Here is a 19,779-nt window from a genome sequence, read left to right as displayed (position 1 = left end):
GGAGGCGGGGCCATCGTGTTTCCGCAGGTCAAGCAACCATCTCGTGTCGCTCCCCTTTAGAGCCCCTGTCGTGGAAGAAGGGGAGGACGGCCAGGATCCGGTCGCCCGGGCCCATCGGGATGAACGGCTCCAGCTGCGCCAGGTTGGTCGCGACGGAGGCGTGGGTGAGCATCACGCCCTTGGGGACGCCGGTGGTGCCGGAGGAGTACGGGAGGGCGGCGACGTCCTCGGCGGGGTCGACGGCGACGTCCGGTTCGGGCGCGGTCGAGCCGAGGAACTCCTGAAGCGACCTGGTCCCGTCCGCCGCCGTGTCGCAGACGAAGATCTCCTCGACGCCGCCCGCGAGTTCGGCGGCGGCCCGGGCGGCCGGCAGCAGCGGCGAGACGGTGACGATCCAGCGCGCGGCCGAGTCCCGCAGCTGCTTGGCGAACTCCTCGGGCGTGGCCAGCGGGTGGACCGTGGTGACGGCTGCGCCGGCGCGGGTGGCGGCGTAGAAGGCGACCGGGAAGAGCACGGTGTTGGGGCTGTGCAGCGCGAGCACGTCCCCCTTCCGCACCCCGGCCTCCGCGAGCCCGGCGGCGACCCGCCGGTGGAAGGCGTCCACCTGCGCGTACGTCAGGGACAGTTCCCCGGCCCCGTCGACCAGCGCGGGCGTGTCCCCGAAGGCGGCGGCCCCGCCGAGGACGGCGTCGTGGATGGGGAGGGACAGGGTGGGGACGGGCTCATACTCGCTGTGGAACACCATGCGTGACCTCCTGGAGAGGTGGGAAGGTGGTCGCCAGGATCGCCCGTGCGGGCACCGCTTGGGGAGACCCTGTCAGCCCCCCGTAAAACAATCAAGCACGCCTGCATGGTTTATCGGGGCGAGGGCGGGGCCCGGGCCGGGGGCGGTCGCCCCGGCCCGGCTGTCCGCCGGCCGGACGGCTCACTCGCAGGCGATGCCGTCGCCGTCGCGGTCCAGGTGGCTGCCGTAGCCGGGGTCCCCGATGCGGATCGGGTCGGCGCCGGCGGCGCGGACGGCCGTGCAGTTGGCGTAGTAGACCTCCGGCTCCGGCTCGGCCGTCTCCGGCGGCCGGGTCGTCTGGACCGGCTTCGGGGTGGGCTTCGGGGCCCGCGTGGTGGGCGCCTGGGTCGTCGGCTCGGGGGCCCGCGTGGTGGGCGGCTCGGTCGTGGGCTCCGGCGTCGGCGCCTCGGTCGTCGGGGTCGGGGTCGGCGTGGGCGCCTCGGTCGTCGGCTCCGGCGTCGGCGACTCCGTGGTCGGCTCCACGGTCGGCGTCTGCGTCGGGGTGGCCGTCGCCGACGCCGTCACCACCGGCTTCGGGTCGCCGCCCGGCGTCTTCTTCTCCTGCTCCGGTTCGCTGACCAGGATCAGCAGGAACCAGAGGCCGGAGAGCACCGACGCCACGATCTTCGTCCGGGTCGTCCACCGGCCCAGCCACGCCAGGGCGATGCCCGCCGGCGGGAAGACCACGAGCAGCGTGATGATCAGCGCGGGATGCTGCCACCACCGGCGCGGGGGCTGCCACGCCGGGGCGGGCTGGTACGGGTTGGTCTGCGGGTACACGCGCGACTCCAGGGCCTGAAGGGGACGACGGCACCGAGCGGGGTGCCGTGGCCGTGGATCGTACACAGGACCTTCACAACCGGCGTGCGGAATCCCGGATTCAGTACGACTTGGGCAGCCCCAGGGAGTGGGTCGAGACGAAGTTCAGGACCATCTCCCGGCTCACCGGGGCGATCCGCGCCACCCGGGACGCCGGGATCAGCCGGGCGAGGCCGAACTCCTTGGTGAGGCCGTTCCCGCCGAGGGTGTGCACGGCGGTGTCGACCGCCTTCACGCACGCCTCGCCCGCCGCGTACTTGGCCATGTTGGCCGCCTCGCCCGCGCCGAGGTCGTCGCCCGCGTCGTACAGCTTCGCCGCCTTCTGCATCATCAGGCGGGCGAGTTCGAGCTCGATGTGGGCCTGGGCGAGCGGGTGGGCGATGGCCTGGTGGGCGCCGATCGGCGTCTTCCAGACCTGCCGCTCCCTGGCGTACGCGACCGCCCGCCCGAGGGCGTACCGGCCCATGCCGATGGCGAACGCGGCCGTCATGATCCGCTCGGGGTTGAGACCGGCGAAGAGCTGGAGCAGCCCGGCGTCCTCGTCGCCGACGAGCGCGTCCGCCGGCAGGTGCACGTCGTCGAGGGTCAGCTCGAACTGCTTCTCGTCCGCGTCCAGTTCCATCTCGATGTGGCGGCGGCCGAAGCCGGGGGTGTCGCGCGGGACGATGAACAGGCACGCCTTGAGGCTGCCGGTGCGGGCGTCCGAGGTGCGTCCGACGATCAGGGTCGCGTCGGCGATGTCGACGCCCGAGACGAAGACCTTCCGGCCGTTGAGCACCCAGCCGTCCTCGGTGCGGGTGGCGGTGGTCGTGATCCGGTGGGAGTTGGACCCGGCGTCCGGTTCGGTGATGCCGAAGGCCATCGTCCGCGTGCCGTCGGCGAGACCGGGCAGCCAGGCCGCCTTCTGCCCGTCGGTGCCGAAGCGGGAGATGACCGTGCCGCAGATCGCCGGCGACACCACCATCATCAGCAGCGGCGCGCCGGCCGCGCCCGCCTCCTCCAGGACGATGGACAGCTCGGCCATGCCGCCGCCCCCGCCGCCGTACTCCTCCGGCAGGTTCACGCCCAGGTAGCCGAGCTTCCCGGCCTCGGCCCACAGGGCCGCCCGGTCGAAGCCGGGCCCGTGGCGGCGGCCCAGCGCGGCGACGGCGGCACGGAGCTCGGTGTGCTCGGCCGGTTCGATGTCGGTGCTCATACGGTCTGGTCCTCCTGTGCATCGGTCTGTACGACGGCGAGCAGGGCACCGACCTCGACCTGGCGGCCGGGGGCGGCGTGGAGCGCGGTGAGCGTGCCGGAGGCGGGAGCGGCGACCTTGTGCTCCATCTTCATCGCCTCCAGCCAGAGCAGCGGCTGCCCGGCCGCCACCCGGTCGCCGACGGCGAGCCCGTCGGCGACCCGGACGACGGTGCCGGGCATCGGCGCCAGCAGGGAGCCGGGGAGGGCCTGCTCGCGCGGGTCGGTGAAGCGGGGGCGGGCGGCGAGCCGGTACGGGCCGACGTGGACGATTCCGGAGTCGTACGCGGCGACGTCGAAGTCCCTGACGACCCCGCCGACTTCGAGCCGTACGCGGTCGGGCGCGGCGCGCACGACCCGCACCCCCTCGGGGGCCGTGACCTCGAAGCCGCCGTCCCGGGTGGGCCGGTAGCGGACCTCGTGCTCCCCGTACGTCCTGGTCTGCTCCGCCGAGCGCACGTTCCGCCAACCGCCGCCGAACCGACCGCCGTTGCGGACCGCGTCCGCGACGGCGGCGGCGACGGCCGCGTGCGCCTCGCCGCCGCGCGGGCGGGTCAGCTCGTCGAGGTGCCGGTCGTAGAAGCCGGTGCCGAGCCGGTCGGCGTCCTGGAAGCCGGGGTGCCGCAGGGAGGCGACGAGGAGGTCGCGGTTGGTGACGGGGCCGTGGATCACGGCCCGTTCCAGGGCGTGCGCGAGCCGGCGGACCGCCTCGGCGCGGGTCGGCGCGTGCGCGACGACCTTCGCGAGCATGGCGTCGTAGTGCACCGGCACGGTGTCCCCGGAGGCGTACCCGGTGTCCAGGCGCACACCGGTCACGCCGAGGGCGTGCAGGGCGCCGGTCTGCGGGGCCCAGCCCGCCGCCGGGTCCTCCGCGTACAGCCGGGCCTCGACCGCGTGGCCCCTCGGGGCGGGCGGTTCCGGCGGGAGCGGGGCACCCTCGGCGACGGCGATCTGGAGGGCGACGAGGTCGGTGCCGTACACCTCCTCCGTCACCGGGTGCTCGACCTGGAGGCGGGTGTTCATCTCCAGGAAGTGCGCCCGGCCCCCGGCGACCAGGAACTCCACCGTGCCCGCGCCGACGTACCCGACGGCCTTCGCCGCCGCCGCCGACCGCGCGTACAGCTCCTCGGCGAGCGCGGGCGGCAGGCCGGGCGCCGGAGCCTCCTCGATCACCTTCTGGTGGCGGCGCTGCAGGGAGCAGTCGCGTGTGCCGAGGGTCCAGACCGTGCCGTGGGCGTCGGCGAGGACCTGCACCTCGACGTGGCGCCCGTCCTCCACGTACGGCTCGACGAACACCTCGCCGTCCCCGAAGGCGCTCTCCGCCTCGGCCGACGCCGCCTTCAACGCGGCGTCCAGGTCGGCGAGTTCGCGGACGACCCGCATGCCGCGCCCGCCGCCGCCCGCCGCCGCCTTCACCAGGACGGGCAGGTCGGCCGCCGTGACGTCGGTGAGCGGGGCGACGCCCATCAGCTCCTTCGCCCGGGTCTTCGACGCCATCGCCTCGACGGCCTCCGGCGGCGGCCCGATCCACAGCAGCCCGGCCGCGGTCACGGCCCGGGCGAAGTCCGCGTTCTCGGAGAGGAAGCCGTATCCGGGGTGGACGGCGTCCGCGCCGGCGGCGAGCGCCGCCGCCACGACGAGGTCGCCGCGCAGATACGTCTCCGCGGGCGCGGCCCCCGGCAGCCGTACCGCCGCGTCCGCCTCCCGCACGTGCAGGGCGTCCGCGTCGGCGTCGGAGTACACGGCGACGGTGGAGATGCCCAGCTCGCGGCAGGTGCGGAAGACGCGGCAGGCGATCTCGCCGCGGTTCGCGACGAGGAGAGTGGAAATCACCTGGGGCCTCACATTCGCCTCACATTCGGAAGACGCCGAAGCCGCCTCGCGCGCCCTCGACCGGTGCCGTGTGGATCGCGGACAGGCACAGCCCGAGGACCGTGCGGGTGTCGCGGGGGTCGATGACCCCGTCGTCGTAGAGCAGGCCGGAGAGGAACACCGGCAGCGACTCGGACTCGATCTGCGCCTCGACCAGCGCCCGCAGCCCGGCGTCCGCCTCCTCGTCGTACGGCTGCCCCTTCGCCGCCGCCGACGCCCGCGCCACGATCGACAGCACGCCCGCGAGCTGCTGCGGCCCCATGACGGCGGACTTGGCGCTCGGCCACGCGAAGAGGAACCGGGGGTCGTAGGCCCGGCCGCACATGCCGTAGTGACCGGCGCCGTAGCTCGCCCCCATGAGGACGGAGAGGTGCGGGACCTTCGAGTTCGCCACCGCGTTGATCATCATGGCGCCGTGCTTGATGATGCCGCCCTGCTCGTACTCCCGGCCGACCATGTAGCCCGTGGTGTTGTGGAGGAAGAGCAGCGGGATGTCCCGCTGGTTCGCCAGCTGGATGAACTGCGCGGCCTTCTGCGACTCGGCGGAGAACAGCACGCCCTGCGCGTTGGCGAGGATCCCCACCGGATAGCCGTGCAGGCGCGCCCAGCCGGTCACCAGCGAGGACCCGTACAGCGGCTTGAACTCGTCGAAGTCGGAGCCGTCCACGATCCGGGCGATCACCTCACGCGGGTCGAACGGCGTCTTGAGGTCGCCGGGCACGATCCCCAGCAGCTCCTCCGCGTCGTACTTCGGCGGCTCGACGGTCAGCGGGTCCGGATCCGGTTGCGCCTTGCGGTGGTTGAGGCGGGCGACGATCCGGCGGGCCTGCCGGATCGCGTCCGCCTCGTCGACGGCGTAGTGGTCGGCGAGGCCGGACACGCGCGCGTGCATCGCCGCGCCGCCCAGCGACTCGTCGTCGCTCTCCTCGCCGGTCGCCATCCGCACCAGCGGCGGCCCGCCGAGGAAGACCTTCGACCGCTCCTCGATCATCACCGTGTGGTCCGACATGCCGGGCACGTACGCGCCTCCGGCCGTCGAGTTGCCGAACACGACCGCGACCGTCGGGATGCCGGCGGCGGAGAGCCGGGTCAGGTCCCGGAAGAGCGCCCCGCCCGGGATGAAGATCTCCTTCTGGGAGGGCAGGTCGGCGCCGCCGGACTCGACGAGCGAGATCACCGGGAGCCGGTTGGCGTACGCGATCTCGTTGGCGCGCAGCGCCTTCTTCAGCGTCCACGGGTTGGACGCGCCACCGCGCACGGTCGGGTCGTTGGCGGTGATCAGGCACTCGACGCCCTCGACGACGCCGATGCCCGTGACCAGCGACGCGCCCACCGGGTAGGCGCTGCCCCAGGCGGCGAGCGGGGACAGCTCCAGGAACGGCGAGTCGGGGTCGACGAGCAGCTCGATCCGCTCGCGGGCCAGCAGTTTGCCGCGCTTGCGGTGCCGGGCGGTGTACTTCTCGCCGCCGCCGGCGAGGGCCTTGGCGTGCTCGGCGTCGAGGGCGGCGAGCTTGTCGAGCATGGCGGCGCGGTGCGCCGCGTGGTCGGGGCCGGTGGGGTCGAGGGCGGAGGCGAGGACGGTCACAGCGGTTGCTCCGTGAGGTCGTCGGGGCGGGGGGTCACAGCAGCTCGGCCGGTACGTCGACGTGCCGGGAGCGGAGCCATTCGCCGAGGGCCTTGGCCTGCGGGTCGAAGCGGGCCTGGGAGGCGACGCCCTCGCCGAGCAGCCCGGCGACGGTGAAGTTCAGGGCCCGCAGGTGGGGCAGCACGTGCCGGACGACCTCCAGGTCCGCCGTCTCCGGCAGGAGTTCGCGGAACAGGTCGACGGTGAGGGTGTGGGCGAGCCACCGCCACTCCGCCTCCGTCCGCACCCACACCCCGACGTTCGCGTCCCCGCCCTTGTCGCCGCTGCGGGCCCCCGCGATCCGCCCGAGCGGGGCCCGGACGACGGCCCCCGCCGGCAGCGGCGGCGGCAGCTCCGGCCCGGGTACGGGCTCCAGGGCGCGGGTCCGCGCCGGTGCGGGGACCGCGAGGCGGGTCCCGTCGGGCAGCACGGCCGTGTGCGGGACGTCGGCGGCGGGCACGTACGCGCTCTCGAAGACGCCGTAGGGGGCGCCCTTGCCGGGCGGGGCGGTGACGTGGAAGCCCGGGTAGCTGGCGAGGGCCAGCTCGATCGCCGCGCCCGTCACCGTCCTGCCGACCTTCCCGGCGTCCCGGTCTCGGACGACGAGCCGGAGCAGGGCGCTCGCGGTCTCCTCGGTGTCCGCGTCCTCCCGGTCGGTGCGGGCCAGCTCCCAGCGGACCTCGGCGGGCGGGTCGGCGGCGAGCGCGGCGCCGACCTGCTCGCGGACGAGCGCGGCCTTGGCGTCGACGTCGAGCCCGGTGAGGACGAAGACGACCTCGTTGCGGTGGCCGCCGAGCCGGCAGCGGCCGACCTTGAGGGTGGGCGGCGGCGCCTCGCCCCGCACCCCGTCGATCCGCACCCGGTCGGGCCCGTCCTGGGTGAGCCGGACGGTGTCGAGCCGGGCGGTCGCGTCGGGCCCCGCGTACCGGGCGCCGCCCGTCTCGTACAGCAGCTGGGCGGTGACGGTGCCGACGTCGACGAAGCCGCCGGTGCCGGGGTGCTTGGTGACGACGGCCGACCCGTCCTCGTACAGCTCGGCGAGCGGGAAACCGGGCCGCCCGAGGTCACGGCCGGTGTGCTCCCGGAAGAAGGCGTAGTTTCCGCCGGTGGCCTGCGTGCCGCACTCCAGGACGTGCCCGGCGACGACGGCCCCGGCGAGCCGGTCGTACTCCTCCGGGCCCCAGCCGAAGTGCCACTGCGCGGGCCCCGTGACGAGCGCCGCGTCGGTCACCCGGCCGGTGACGACGACGTCGGCGCCGGCGGCGAGACAGGCGGCGATCCCGGCGCCGCCGAGGTAGGCGTTGGCGGTCAGGACGCCCGGCTCGGGCGGCAGCAGGTCGCCCTCGACGTGCGCGACCCGGGTCGGCAGGCCGAGCTTCGCGGCGAGCTCCCGCAGGGCGTCGGCGAGCCCGGCCGGGTTCAGCCCGCCCGCGTTGGCGACGATCCGGGTGCCGCGCTCGTGGGCGAGCCCGAGCCCGTCCTCCATCTGCCGGAGGAAGGTCTTCGCGTACCCGCCGGAGGGGTCCTTCAGCAGGTCCCGGCCGAGGATCAGCATGGTCAGCTCGGCGAGGTAGTCGCCGGTGAGGACGTCCAGCCGGCCGCCCGTCAGCATCTCTCGGACGGCGTCGAACCGGTCGCCGTAGAAGCCGGACGCGTTCCCGATCCGCAGCGGCGTCACCGGGCACCTCCCCCGGGCGCCCGCCCGGCCCCCGCCGGCCCGGCGAACGCCTGGGCGATGCGGAGCCAGTGCTCGGCGTCGGCGCCCTCCGCCCGCAGACCGGTGTCGTCCCGGTGCACCCGCTGGACGACGAGCAGACAGAAGTCGAGGGCGGTCCCCGTCACCCGCTGGGCGGCGTCCTCGGGGCCGAACGCCCACACCTCGCCGTCCGGCGCGACGAGTTCCACCCGCACCGGCTCGGCGGGCGGCTGCTCGCCCCGCGCCAGATAGGCGTACCCGCGCGCCCGGTGTCCGATCCAGGCGACGTGCCGCAGCCGCGCGGTGGGCGTCCGTACGACCCCGAGCGCGTCGGCCACGTCCTGCGCGTGCGCCCAGGTCTCCATCAGCCGCGCGGTGGCCATCGCCGGCGCGCTCATCGGCGGCCCGTACCAGGGGAACCGCCCGCCCGGCGGCACGCCGAGCAGCGCCTCCCGCAGCCGCTCCCGCCCGTCCCGCCAGCGCGCGAGCAGCTCGGCGGGCGGCAGCGCCGCCCCCTCCTCCGCGCCCTCGTCGACGAACCGGTCGGGCGCGGCGAGCGCCTTCTCGACCTCCACGGCGAACGCGTCGGCGTCGGTGACGGCGAGCAGCGCGGCCCGGTCGGTCCAGGCGAGATGCGCGATCTGATGGGCGACGGTCCAGCCGGCGGCGGGCGTGTCGAGCGACCACCCGCCGTCGTCCAACTCCGCGACGAGCCGGTCGAGTTCCTCGCCTTCGGCGGACAGGTCGGCGATGACCGCGTGAACGGCGCCGGGGTCGGACACGGTGCGCTCCCCTCGGGAGGACGGGCCTGAGGAGTCGGAGCATGGCAGCGATCCGAGAAACAATCAAGCACGCTTGCTTGAAAAAGGTGCCGGGAAAGGCCGATGAGTTTCGGACCCGGCCGCCGTCCTAGACCATGAACACAACGACACAACGACACAACGACGGGCACGGACGACCCACTCCGAGCACAGAGAACAGAGGCACCGACATGCGCACGCTCATCAGCTCCGCCTTCGTCTCCCTCGACGGCGTCGTCGAGGCCCCCGGCGGCGAGCCGGGCTACCGGAACTCCGGCTGGACCTTCAAGGACATCGAGTTCCTGCCGGAGGCGTACGAGCTCAAGGGCCGCGAGCAGCAGGAGGCCACCGCGATGCTGCTCGGCCGCACCAGCTACGAGGCGTTCAGCCCCGTGTGGCCCGGCATGGCGGACTTCGCCGACTACAAGGAGATGCCGAAGTACGTCGTCTCCACCACCCTCACCGACGCCGACCTCGTCTCCGACTGGGGCCCGACGACGATCCTGCGCTCGGTCGACGACGTCGCCGCCCTGAAGGAGACCGAGGGCGGCCCGATCATCATGCACGGCAGCGCGACCCTCAACCGCGCCCTCTCCGACGCCGGCCTGATCGACCGCTACCACCTGCTGGTCTTCCCGCTCCTCCTCGGCGCCGGCAAGCGGCTCTTCAGCACGACGGACAAGGACGCCCAGAAGCTGAGGCTCGTCGAGCACGAGGCGTACGCCAACGGCATCCAGAAGCAGGTCTTCGACGTCGTCCGCTGACCCGCCGGCCCCGGTCCCGCGCGCCGGGGAGTCCGGCTCCGCAGGGGACCGGCCGGGCGGGTCCGTGCGGAACCGGCCGGGCGGGTCGGTGCGGAACCGGCCGGGCAGGTCCGTGCGAAACCGGCCGGGCAGGTCCGCGCGGAACCGGCCGGGCAGGTCCCGTGCGGAACCGGCCGGGCGGGTCCGTGCGGAACCGGCCGGGCAGGTCCGTGCGAAACCGGCCGGGCACGTCCGCGCGGAACCGGCCGGGCACGTCCCGTGCGGAACCGGCCGGGCACGTCCGCGCGGAACCGGCCGGGGCAGGTCCGTGCGGAACCGGCCGGGCAGCTCCCCTGCGGACGCGTTCCCGGCGTCCGGGTCCGCTCTCGTCCGGCGACGGCCGGACATGCCTCAACCGGCGCGCACGTAGACCTCGTTGTCCTCCGGCCGCCCGTCCTCGACGAGCACCAGCCGCTCCTCGCCGTCGTCCTCGCCGAGGCGCAGCGGGGCCGTCCGGGTCCCCGCCCAGCCGCAGTCCGCCTGGATCAGGAAGTAACGCCAGCCCCCGTCGTCCTCCGCCTGGTTCCGCCGCACGGTCCCTTCGCAGGTGTCGTTCCCGTCGCTGGTCCAGAACGCCCCGTCGGCGGAGACCTTGATGGTCCAGGGGTGGTCGTCGTTACCGGACGCCCTCTCCTTCCACTCACCGACGATCGGAGCCAGCTCCGCGTCAGCGGCGCCGTCCGGTGCCCCGCCCTGGGATCCGCCGTTCCGAGCCCCCGTCTCCCCCTGCTCCGCGTCCGGCGCTCCCGCGCCCTGCGACTCCGCCGAGACGTCCCGGGGCTTGGTCGCCGCCCCGCCCTCGTCCGCGTCCGTACACCCCGTCAGGGCGAGCACCGCGCATATGGCGACCCCCGCCGCACCCCGCGTCCATGTGTTCATGGCCGCCACCCTATCCCCGGCAAGTCGGCCGACCGGCGGCCCTCTTGACGTCAGGTGCGGCGCGGCCGGGGGACCAGCTCCCCGCCGCAGTTGGGACAGACGCCGTCCATCGCGTCCGTGCAGGGCACGCAGAAGGTGCATTCGTACGAGCAGATCCGGGCGGGCCCGTCGGCCGGCAGGGCCGTCGTCTCGCAGCGTTCACAGCGGTCGCGCATCTCAAGAGCCATGCGTCCATGATCGCCAGGCGGGAGGGTGGCCGAAACAGGACGGCGGCCAGGGATCGACAGGATCGGGACAGCCGGGCCGGAGGGCCGGGCCCCGGGGGGGGTGGCCCGGAAGGTGGGCCCGGAGGGTGGCCCAGAAGGTGGGCCGCCCGGGAGGTGGCCCGGAAGGTGGGCCGCCCGGGAGGTGGCCCGGAAGGTGGGCCGCCCGGAAGGTGGCCCGGAAGGTGGGCCGCCCGGAAGGTGGCCCGGAAGGTGGGCCGCCCGGGAGGATCAGGTCGCGACCGCCGCCGTCTGCGTACGCACCGCGCCGATGCTCGCCCCGATGACGAGCGCGATGGCGAGGGCGTCGGTGACCGACAGCGCCTGGTGCAGGATGAGGAAGCCGGCGGCCGCCGCGATGGCCGGTTCCAGACTCATCAGGACGGCGAAGGTGGGGGCGGGCAGACGGCGCAGGGCGAGCATTTCGAGGGAGTACGGCAGCACCGAGGAGAGCAGCGCGATGCCGAGGCCCAGGCCGATCGTCGACGGCACGAGCAGCGCGTCGCCCGCCGACGCGACGCCGAACGGCAGGCTGAGGACCGCGCCGAACGCCATCGCGAGCGCCAGACCGTCGGCCTGCGGGAAGCGGCGGCCGGTGCGGGCACTGAAGACGATGTACGCCGCCCACATCGCGCCCGCCGCGAGCGCGAAGCCCGCACCGAGCGGGTCGAGCCGGTCGAAGCCGCCGCCACTGAGCAGGGCGACGCCGCCGAGCGCGAGGCCGGCCCAGAGCAGGTTGACGAGCCGGCGGGAGGCGACGACGGAGAGGATCAGCGGTCCGAGCACCTCCAGGGTGACGGCGGCGCCGAGCGGGATCCGGTCGACCGACTGGTAGAAGAGCATGTTCATGCCCGCGAGGGCGATGCCGAAGCCGACGACCGTCCCCCAGTCGGCGCGGCCGTAGCCGCGCACCTTCGGCCGGCAGACCAGCAGCAGGACCAGCGCGGCGAGCACCAGCCGCAGCGTGACGACCCCGAGCGCGCCGGCCCGGGGCATCAGCAGCACGGCGATGGCCGAACCGAACTGGACGGAGAGCCCACCGGCGACGACGAGCGCGACGGGACCGAAGCGACGGCTGGACGCGGCGCCGCGAGGGGCGGACGCGGCCGTCGCCGGCGCGGACGGGGACGAAACGGCGGCCGGGGCCGGGGCGGGGGCCGGGTGGGCCGCTCCCGTCGTGCTCGCTCCCACCCCTGTTGTCACCTGGCTGTCCACGGCCACACCCACCACCACTCCCGACCCGAAAAGTTCACTCCACTAAACTCTCAGTCCAGAGTAATGCACTCCCCCCACCCTGACGACCGAATTCCACTTCCACGCTACGGAGCCCGGGCGCGGCAGCGGAAATGCCGATCGGCCTGCGGTTATGCTCCAGAGGCATGACCGTCAGGATCGAGCTGCGCCACCTCCGCTGCTTCCTCGCCATCGCCGAGGAGGAGAACCTCACCCGGGCCGCCGCCCGCCTCCACCTCACGCAGCCCGCCGTCTCCCGCACCCTCGCCGCCCTCGAACGGCACCTCGGCGCCCGTCTCGTCGACCGCTCCACCCACCACCTCGCCCTCACCGCCGAGGGCCGCGCCTTCCGCGAACGGGCCGCGGCGGCCCTCGCCGCCTTCGACGCCGCCGTCGACCCGGCCAGGCTGCGCCACCGCCCCCTCCGCCTCGGCCACGCCTGGTCCGCCTACGGCCCGTACACCACGCCGCTGCTGCGCCGCTGGCAGCGCGAGCACCCGGAGACCCCCCTCGAACTCCTCCGCATCGACGACCGCACCGCCGGCCTCGCCCGCGGCCAGGTCGACGCGGCCCTGCTGCGCGGCACCGTCGAGGCCCCCGGCCTGGTCACCGCCGAACTCACCAGGGAACCGAGGGTGGCCGCGCTCCCCGCCGACAGCCCGCTGGCGGACCGCCCGGGCGACCTCACGCTCCTCGACCTGGCGGACGAGACGGTCGTGCTCAACACGGTCTCGGGCACGACCACCCTCACCCTGTGGCCACTGCCCGCCCGCCCCACCAGCACCCTCACGGTCGCCAACACCGACGACTGGCTCACCGCGATCGCCGCCGCCCGGGGCGTAGGCGTCTCCTCCGCCTCCACGGCCGCGCTCCACCCCCACCCGGGCGTCACCTACCGCCCCCTCCAGGGCGCCCCGCCCCTCCCGGTGGTCCTGGCCTGGCGCGACGCCTTCCCGCACCCGGCGACGGAGGCCCTGGTGCGCATGGCCCGCGAGATCGCCCGCGACGCGTAACGCGTCAAGGGCGCCTTCGGCGTCGCTGCGCGATGGGCTTCGCCCACCCTTGACCCGCCACCTCCAGGCGTGCAGGAAATCTCGGAGGGCGGCCCGGGGAAGGGGTCCGCGCAAGCGCCCCGGGGACTGCTGGGGCCAGTGCGCGGCTGCGGGCGGGTGGGCGGACGAGGCCCGGGTATCGCTCCGGCCGGGTGTTGTCCGCGCGTGGGTGGGTGGGGGCTCGGTTTGCGGCGTGCGCGAGTGGGGCCGTGACCGTCGGTGCGGGGTGCGCGGCAGTGAGATGGGGTGCCCATTCCATGCTCAGCGGCTGTACGTCATCCGTCGGCCGGCTTCAGGCCCCGCTGGTCGCGCTGAGTGGGTGGGAGAGTGCACGTAACTTGCGCGGGAGAGGCACCCCGCCCCCTGTAATCGCTAGATAGCGGACATTTCGACCTCTCTGGGGTCGACTTTCGATCTCCGCGTCGAGTTACCTTCGTTCCGCCCCCACCGACAGCGGCCAGCGGGGCCTGAAGCTCGACCGGAAGGCGGCGGGAAGTCGCTCAGCGGGGATTGGGCACCCCATTTCACTGCCGCGCACCCCTCACCCACGGAGACGGGCCCGCCTCGCGCGCCACAAGCCGAGCCCCACCCCACCGGGCCGAACCCGGCAGTCGCACCGGAGCGATACCCGGGCCTCGTCCGCAGCCCATCGCGCAGCGACGCCGAAGGCGCCCTTGACGCGCCGCCGGAAGGCGTGACTCTCGGAGAAGAGGGCGGCCACACCCGAGACCCACGAAGCCGGGCCGCCCCGGAAAGCCCCTACCGACCCCGCCGCAGCGAGCGCCAGACGTGCCGCGCCCAGGCGTGCTGCTCCAGCTCCTCGTACGAACAGTACAGCCCGGCCGCCGAGCCGTCCGGCTCCACCGCGTAGGCCGTGAGCTCGTGGCGCGAGCGGCCGGTGTCCCCGGGCGCGAACCAGAAGGCGTACCGGACACCACCGTCCGGCAGCCGCTCGGTGTGGTCCTGCCCCGCCGGCACCTCGGGGGCGCCCCGGAGGAGCGCGGCGAGGAAGTCCTCGGCGCTCCGCCCCGGCTCGTTGTCCTGGAAGAGCCCGACGGCGACACTGCGGTCCTGCGCCCCGAACTGGTCCGCACCGTTCTCGAACCGCGCCGAGAACCCCGCCGTACGCTCCACCGACCACCCGTCCCCGAGATCGGTCCGCACGGCGACCGGCAGCGGGTGCGGGAAGCGGGCCAGCACGTGGTCCCGGTCCCACACCTCCCCGATCAGCCGTTCCGCCTCCGCCCCGTGCCCCTCCACGAGGTACGGCAACTCCTCGACGTCCCGGATCCGCCCGGTGAACTCCGCCCCGAGCGCCTCTTCGCCCCACGGCTTCACGGCGTTCGCGAGCCGCCCGCGCACGACGAGCTCCGGGTAGCCGACCGGGTCGTCCCACACGTCGGCGGCCCGCCGGAAGGTCTCGGCGTCGACCTCCACCCAGGCCCCGAGCACCAGCTCGGTGTCCCCGCTCAGCCGCACCGGCAACAGGCAGCGCACGAAGAACCCGCCCCCGTCGAGCGCGAGCAGCGCGGACGGCCCCGGCGACCGCCGGGCCTCCTCGGGCAGCTCGAACGCGACGTCCGGCAGCCCGAAGCGGACGTCGATCCGCCGCTCGTCGGCAAGGACGTCACCGCAGCAGGAGCAGGTGGAGGGGGCGGTGGCGGAGGGTGCGGGGTTGTCGCTCATCCCCGCACCTTAGGCCGTGCCGCAGACACCCCCCTGCACGGCGGCCGCGACGAAGACGGCGAAGACGGCGGGGGTGGCGAGGAGGTGGAGACGGGACGGGTCCTCGGAGTCACGGACGGCGATGTGGGGGGGCGAGGTCGGCGAGGAGGCTGAAGCAGTCGACGACGATCCAGTCGCCGGGCAGGTCCAGCAGCTCCTCGACGAGGAGGCCGACGGTCTCGCCGTACAGCCACGACATGGGCCGGAACACCTGCCCGGCGGTACGCCCCCGCGAGCCCTCGTCGGCCCGAGTCGCCCGAGGGCGGCGAGACGCGGATGGCGGCCGGGGTCGCGGCGCCGGAGCCAGTCGTGTTCGGCCCGGTCCCCGTCGTACACGTCGACGCCGTACCGCTGGGCGAGGAGGCGGGCCACGGTCGACTTCTCGGCACCGGTACCCCCGGCGAGCCGCCGCACGTACGGGAGACGAGAGGGAAGCGCCGTGCCGAAAATGCTCCTGTCACGGCAGCGGATATCGCAGTCCCGATCTGCGCCGCCCGACGAACGAACCTGAGGGTGAAGGCCACTTGGACGGGCGCCCGCCCTGCCGCGCGCATCCGCGTCGCGGCAGGGCGGTCCCGTCAGAACAGGCGGTTGTAGGTGCCCCAGCCGGCGCCGACGCGGGTACGGGTGGTGAACGGGGTCGTACCGCTGCCGGTGCCCTTGTACAGCCACAGCACCCCGGCCCGGTCGCGGGCGACGGCGTCGGCGCGGCCGTCGTCGGTGAGGTCTCCGGTGACGACGAGCTGGTCGTAGCCGCCCCAGCCCGCGCCCACCCGGGTCCGGGTGGCGTACGGCGTCGTGCCGCTGCCGGTGCCCTTGTAGAGCCACAGCACCCCGGCCTTGTCCCGGGCCAGGAGGTCCGCGCGGCCGTCGCCGTTCAGGTCGTCGCCGCCGGCGAGCCGGTCGTACGCGCCCCAACCGGCGCCGACCTTCACCCGGGTCTTGAACCGGTTGCCGTCGACGAGCCGGCCCGTGCCCTTGTACAGCCACAGGACGCCGGCCTTGTCGCGGGCGAGGAGGTCGACGTACCCGTCCCGGTCGAGGTCACCGGCGCCGTCGAGGCGGTCGTAGATGTTCCAGCCGGTGCCTACGCGGACGCGGGGTGCGAAGGGGTTGCCTCTGACGAGCTGGCGGTCGTAGTACCAGAGGGTGCCGGACGCGTCGCGGGCGATGACGTCGCCGAGGCCGCGCGTGACGGCGGACGGCTTCTTCTCCGACCAGTAGTAGTTGCCCTGCTTGCCTGGGGAGAGCGAGGTGAGGGCGTTGTAGGTCTGCCAGCCGGGGCCGATCTCATGCCTGGCCCTGAAGGGCGCGATGGCGTTGCGGGTGCCGTTGTATCCCCATACTCGGCCGGTGGTGTCGCGGGCGTGGAGGCCGTGGAAGGGAAGGACCGGGGCGCCCTGGACGGTGAACGGGGCGCTGGTCTGGCGGACGAATGCCTCGGGAGGGGTGACAGCGGTGTAGAGGTCGTAGTGGGTGTAGGCCACGTACTTCTGGGCGTACTGGCCCGGCTCGCTGGTGAGCTGGTAACCGATGACGTGGTCGCCGGGTTCGAGCTTGCAGAGCAGGTTGGCCCCGGGCGACCCCGTGTTGAGCTCGGGCTCGGGCACGGTGCACTCGGCGCCCGCGTCGGGGGTGGGGTTCCCGAGGCGGATCTTCGGCGTGACCCTGGTCAGCTGGCCCTCGGCCTTGGCCAAGCGGAGGGCGAGGGTTCCGGCATCCGCCGCGTGGACGCGGAGCTGGTGTCGGGCGGTGCCGCCGTCCGGAACGGGCGGGGTGTCGAAGGCGACGGTGTTGAGGGCGGCGGATACGGCGGACTTCACCGTGACCTTGGCGGTGCCACGGCTTCCGGCTGCGGGGAGGCTGCCCGCGCTGCGGGCCTCCTTCACGGCAGCTGCGAGGTCGCCGTTGGCGGGCATGTAGGCGAAGCCCCAGTACAGGGTGGTGTCGATGGCGTCGGCGGGGACAACGGCGTCGGGCTCGCCGGCCATCGGCGTTTCACAGACGAAGACGCCCGTGTACCCGGCGGCCTGGGTACAGCTGTTGGCGCGGGCGACGTAGCCATTCGGAAGCCCTGCCCCGGCACCCGCCGGGTCGGTCATCGGCTTCGTGCCGACCGTGACGACGACCTTCCCCCACAAGGTCGTGCCCGACTCGACGATCGGGAAGAAACGGGGCATCGAGCCCGGTCCCGCCACCACGTCATAGCCCGACAGCTTCAGGTCATCCGCTGCGACGGCATTCCCCGCCCCCGCCGTCACCCCGGCCGCGGCCAGCAGCCCGGCCACTCCGGTCATGGCCGCGGCGCGGCGCATGCGCATGCGCTTGCTCAAGACTCGTTCCCCCCGGAACAGAAGAAGAAAGACAGGGACTGACTCGCCCCGTACGCAGGAGGTCGGCGCCGCTCTCACCCGCACGCACCACCACACGCGCGTGCAGGGCGGTCCAACTAGGCGCATCTTCAACTTTCCCCGAGCCCCCGTCAAGATTCGGAATCCTCCGGTCCCGAGTCCGTCACCTGCGGACTTTCCGGTACGGGACGGTGGAGAGGTCCGCGGAACGGGCCGGGCGTGCGAGTGCGGGTTCGGGTGTGGGTGCGGCGCTCAGGGCCCTACACGGCGAACCGGTCCGGCGGCCCAGAGCTCGGCGGGGAGGTGTGTGGGGTGGGCCGGGTGCGTGGGTGCAGGTGCGGCCGCCCTCTTTCCGAGAGTGGCACCTTCCGGCGCCGCGTCAAGGGCGCCTCCGGCGTCGCTGCGCGATGGCCTTCGACCCCCCTTGACCCGACACCTCCAGGCGCCCCGACACTCTCGGAGGGCGGCCGGGGGCGGGGCCACCGGGCAGCGCCGGGAAGTGGCCGGGGCGGTGAGCCGGGTGCGGGCGAGCGGGTGGGGGAGGCGAAGGCGCCCGGGTATCGCTCCGGTGGGAGCGTCGTCCGCCTGTGGGTGGGTGGGGGCTTCGGGTATCGCTCCTGTCGGGTGTCGTCCGCGCGTGCGGGGGTGGGGGGTCGGTTCGTGGCGTGTGCCGGGGGTGAGGTGCGGGCCGGGGCGGCGGAGAGGGCGGGTATCGCTCCGGCGAGAGGGCGAGTCCCGGCCGGTGGGTGGGGGGTCGGTCTGTGGCGGAGGAGAGCGGGACCGATTCCCTGCCCGGGCACGATGCGCGGCCAGACGTACGCAGCCCGGCGGGTCGAGACGACGTTAACTCGCACTCAGATGAGCCACCGGCGACAGCGAGGGCGGAATGTTTCGATATGGGAGCCCGAAGGGGCGCTCCGCGCACGCTCCCACCGCCCACCACAGCCGACGGCCAGCCGGTTTGCGGTCGGGTATCGCTCCGGCGTGAGGGCGGGTCTGGGTTGGCGGGGTACCTTCGGCGGGTGACGGACTGGGATGCGGGGTGGGTTCGGGCGCGGGTTCGGGAGATGGCCGGTGGGGACTCCGGGCTGAGGCGATTCGGGGCGGGTACACATCGGTACGTGCTGGGGCCTCCGCTGCCTGAGGGGGAGATCCGGGCCTTCGAGGCGAGCCACGGCATCCGGCTGCCGGCGGACTACCGGTCCTTCGTCGCCGAGGTCGGCGACGGGCCGGCCGGGCCCGCCCACGGGCTGATGCCGTTGACCGTCCCCCGCACCGACGTCGACGACGACTGGGCCGTGGACGAGGAGTGGCGCGAGGACCGCCGGGCCGGTCGGCTCGCTGAGCGCTTCCCGCTCGCGGGCCCACGGCCCGGTCCGATCGGGGCGCCGACCGAGGGGCTGACGCCGGGCACGCTCATGCTGGCCGAAGGCGGCTGCGCCATGTTCTTCCGCCTCGTCCTGAACGGACCCCACGCCGGCCAGATCTGGCACCTCGACCCGGACTGGGGCGGATTCGTCCCGCACGCCCCCGACTTCCGTACCTGGTACATGGACTGGCTGGCGGCGTCGTAGATGAGGTGTCCGCGTCCGCGCCGGTGAGTACCCGTACTCATCTCCGGGCGCGCCCCGTGGTCCACCGTGGAGATCACCAACGGACCGACCCGAGGAACCACCGATGCCGACCACCTCCCGCCCCCGCAGACTCCTCGCTCTCGTTTCGGGCAACCGGCTCGCCCGGGGCTATCTGGCAGTGTTCGCCACCGCCTTCACGGTGATGTTCCTCTTCCCCGAGAGCCTCTTCGCCACGATCCCGGTGCTGCTGACGGCGCCGCTCTCCTTCCTGGGCGTGTTCCTCCCCCTCGGCACGGGCGCGACGACGGTCGTGGTCTTCGCCGTTTGGCTCCTGCTGTGCGCCCTCGTGAACGCCGCCGTACTCGGCGCGCTCACGACGAGGACCGCGACCGCCACCCCGCAGAAGGTCCGTGCCTTGCTGGCGCCCGCCGTGGACAACTGGCTCGCGCGTGGCTACCTCGTCGTGGTCGCGGTGGCGCTCGGATTCTTCGTGGCCGCCGCGTTCGTGCTGCCGGATCCCGGACTCGCCGGGGTGTGGCCGCTCATGGCCACGGCGCCGTTCGGCATCCTCGCGGTGGCGGTGTCGGCCCCCTTCGAGTACTCCTCGATCGGCTGGCTGAGCCCGCTGGTCTTCTCCGTCGGGGTGGCGCTGTCCGGCCTGTTCAACGCCGTGCTGCTCGGCCGACTCGCCCACAAGCTCCGGGCACGAAACCCGCACCCGGCCATCTGACGCCGTCGGCTGTGGTGGCGGTGGGATCGTGCGCGGAGTGGCCCTGCAAGCTCCCATATCGGAACATTTCACCCCTTCTGCTGCCGGTGGCTCATCTGAGTGCGAGTTAACGTCGTCTCGACCCGCCGGGCGGCGTACGTCTGGCCGCGCGTCACGCCCGGCCAGGGAATCGGTCCCACACTCCTCCGCCACAGACCGACCCCCCCACCCACCGGCCGGGACTCGCCCTCTCGCCGGAGCGATACCCGCCCTCTCCGCCGCCCCCGGCCCGCACCTCACCCCCGGCACACGCCACGAACCGACCCCCCACCCCCGCACGCGCGGACGACACCCGACAGGAG

16 protein-coding genes and 1 pseudogene are annotated in these 19,779 nt (G+C 74.0%); 4 read left to right on the top strand and 13 right to left on the bottom strand.

Going from position 1 to position 19,779, the window contains the following annotated elements; all coding sequences use genetic code 11:
* Positions 1-61: 61 nt before the first annotated feature.
* From IF73_RS0121715 to IF73_RS0121685, 7 genes and pseudogenes are all read right to left on the bottom strand, one after another.
* Positions 62-745: pseudogene (locus tag IF73_RS0121715) on the bottom strand (AMP-binding protein); the annotation flags it as partial.
* A 180-nt stretch (positions 746-925) separates the two neighbouring features.
* Positions 926-1,564: an excalibur calcium-binding domain-containing protein gene (locus IF73_RS42125; RefSeq protein WP_051717122.1), complete on the bottom strand. Its 639-nt coding sequence runs from the start codon at positions 1,562-1,564 to the stop codon at positions 926-928.
* A 100-nt stretch (positions 1,565-1,664) separates the two neighbouring features.
* The gene (locus tag IF73_RS0121705; protein ID WP_031010608.1) at positions 1,665-2,798 is read right to left on the bottom strand and encodes an acyl-CoA dehydrogenase family protein; all 1,134 of its coding nucleotides are present in this window, start codon (positions 2,796-2,798) and stop codon (positions 1,665-1,667) included.
* Complete coding sequence (locus IF73_RS0121700; RefSeq protein ID WP_031010607.1) at positions 2,795-4,669, bottom strand: biotin carboxylase N-terminal domain-containing protein; 1,875 nt, start codon at positions 4,667-4,669, stop codon at positions 2,795-2,797. The genes IF73_RS0121705 and IF73_RS0121700 overlap by 4 nt, the downstream gene beginning before the upstream one ends.
* Positions 4,670-4,688: 19 nt before the next feature.
* A complete protein-coding gene (locus IF73_RS0121695; RefSeq protein ID WP_031010606.1) occupies positions 4,689-6,293 on the bottom strand; it encodes an acyl-CoA carboxylase subunit beta in 1,605 nt (534 codons plus the stop codon).
* Between the two features lie 34 nt (positions 6,294-6,327).
* A complete protein-coding gene (locus IF73_RS0121690) occupies positions 6,328-8,010 on the bottom strand; it encodes an acyclic terpene utilization AtuA family protein (RefSeq protein WP_031010605.1) in 1,683 nt (560 codons plus the stop codon).
* The gene (locus IF73_RS0121685) at positions 8,007-8,810 is read right to left on the bottom strand and encodes a TIGR03084 family metal-binding protein (protein ID WP_031010604.1); all 804 of its coding nucleotides are present in this window, start codon (positions 8,808-8,810) and stop codon (positions 8,007-8,009) included. Before IF73_RS0121685 ends, IF73_RS0121690 begins: the two co-directional genes overlap by 4 nt.
* A gap of 209 nt (positions 8,811-9,019) precedes the next feature.
* Between IF73_RS0121685 and IF73_RS0121680 the strand changes: the two genes are divergently transcribed.
* A complete protein-coding gene (locus IF73_RS0121680) occupies positions 9,020-9,592 on the top strand; it encodes a dihydrofolate reductase family protein (RefSeq protein WP_031010603.1) in 573 nt (190 codons plus the stop codon).
* Between the two features lie 390 nt (positions 9,593-9,982).
* On the opposite strand, the gene IF73_RS0121675 is transcribed toward IF73_RS0121680, so the two are convergent.
* The 3 genes from IF73_RS0121675 to IF73_RS0121665 all read right to left on the bottom strand — a co-directional run bounded on the left by IF73_RS0121675 (position 9,983) and on the right by IF73_RS0121665 (position 11,964).
* Positions 9,983-10,510, bottom strand: a complete 528-nt coding sequence (locus IF73_RS0121675) for a hypothetical protein (protein ID WP_158822096.1) — start codon at positions 10,508-10,510, stop codon at positions 9,983-9,985.
* A gap of 50 nt (positions 10,511-10,560) precedes the next feature.
* The gene (locus IF73_RS0121670; protein ID WP_031010600.1) at positions 10,561-10,737 is read right to left on the bottom strand and encodes a DUF1272 domain-containing protein; all 177 of its coding nucleotides are present in this window, start codon (positions 10,735-10,737) and stop codon (positions 10,561-10,563) included.
* 267 nt (positions 10,738-11,004) lie between these two features.
* Complete coding sequence (locus IF73_RS0121665) at positions 11,005-11,964, bottom strand: EamA family transporter (protein ID WP_031010598.1); 960 nt, start codon at positions 11,962-11,964, stop codon at positions 11,005-11,007.
* Between the two features lie 155 nt (positions 11,965-12,119).
* Between IF73_RS0121665 and IF73_RS0121660 the strand changes: the two genes are divergently transcribed.
* Entirely contained in the window at positions 12,120-13,019 is a 900-nt protein-coding gene (locus IF73_RS0121660; protein ID WP_078868180.1) for a LysR family transcriptional regulator, read from the top strand.
* A 798-nt stretch (positions 13,020-13,817) separates the two neighbouring features.
* Here IF73_RS0121660 and IF73_RS41510 read toward each other — a convergent pair.
* From IF73_RS41510 to IF73_RS38755, 3 genes are all read right to left on the bottom strand, one after another.
* A complete protein-coding gene (locus IF73_RS41510) occupies positions 13,818-14,744 on the bottom strand; it encodes a DUF2199 domain-containing protein (RefSeq protein WP_051717120.1) in 927 nt (308 codons plus the stop codon).
* A 109-nt stretch (positions 14,745-14,853) separates the two neighbouring features.
* On the bottom strand, positions 14,854-14,982 hold the full coding sequence (locus IF73_RS42600) for a hypothetical protein (RefSeq protein WP_267883592.1): 129 nt from the start codon (positions 14,980-14,982) through the stop codon (positions 14,854-14,856).
* A gap of 379 nt (positions 14,983-15,361) precedes the next feature.
* Positions 15,362-17,116: an FG-GAP repeat domain-containing protein gene (locus IF73_RS38755; protein WP_158822094.1), complete on the bottom strand. Its 1,755-nt coding sequence runs from the start codon at positions 17,114-17,116 to the stop codon at positions 15,362-15,364.
* 1,139 nt (positions 17,117-18,255) lie between these two features.
* Between IF73_RS38755 and IF73_RS0121640 the strand changes: the two genes are divergently transcribed.
* Positions 18,256-18,708 carry an SMI1/KNR4 family protein gene (locus tag IF73_RS0121640; protein WP_051717117.1) on the top strand — a complete coding sequence of 151 codons (453 nt, stop codon included), beginning with the start codon at positions 18,256-18,258 and terminating at the stop codon, positions 18,706-18,708.
* A gap of 103 nt (positions 18,709-18,811) precedes the next feature.
* Complete coding sequence (locus IF73_RS0121635) at positions 18,812-19,438, top strand: SCO4225 family membrane protein (protein ID WP_031010587.1); 627 nt, start codon at positions 18,812-18,814, stop codon at positions 19,436-19,438.
* Positions 19,439-19,779 lie beyond the last annotated feature (341 nt).

Origin of the sequence: Streptomyces sp. NRRL F-5727, assembly GCF_000719555.1 — a bacterium.
GTDB lineage: Bacteria > Actinomycetota > Actinomycetes > Streptomycetales > Streptomycetaceae > Streptomyces.
The sequence above is the reverse complement of the archived record's forward strand: the minus strand, read 5'-3'. Positions and strand labels throughout refer to the sequence as shown.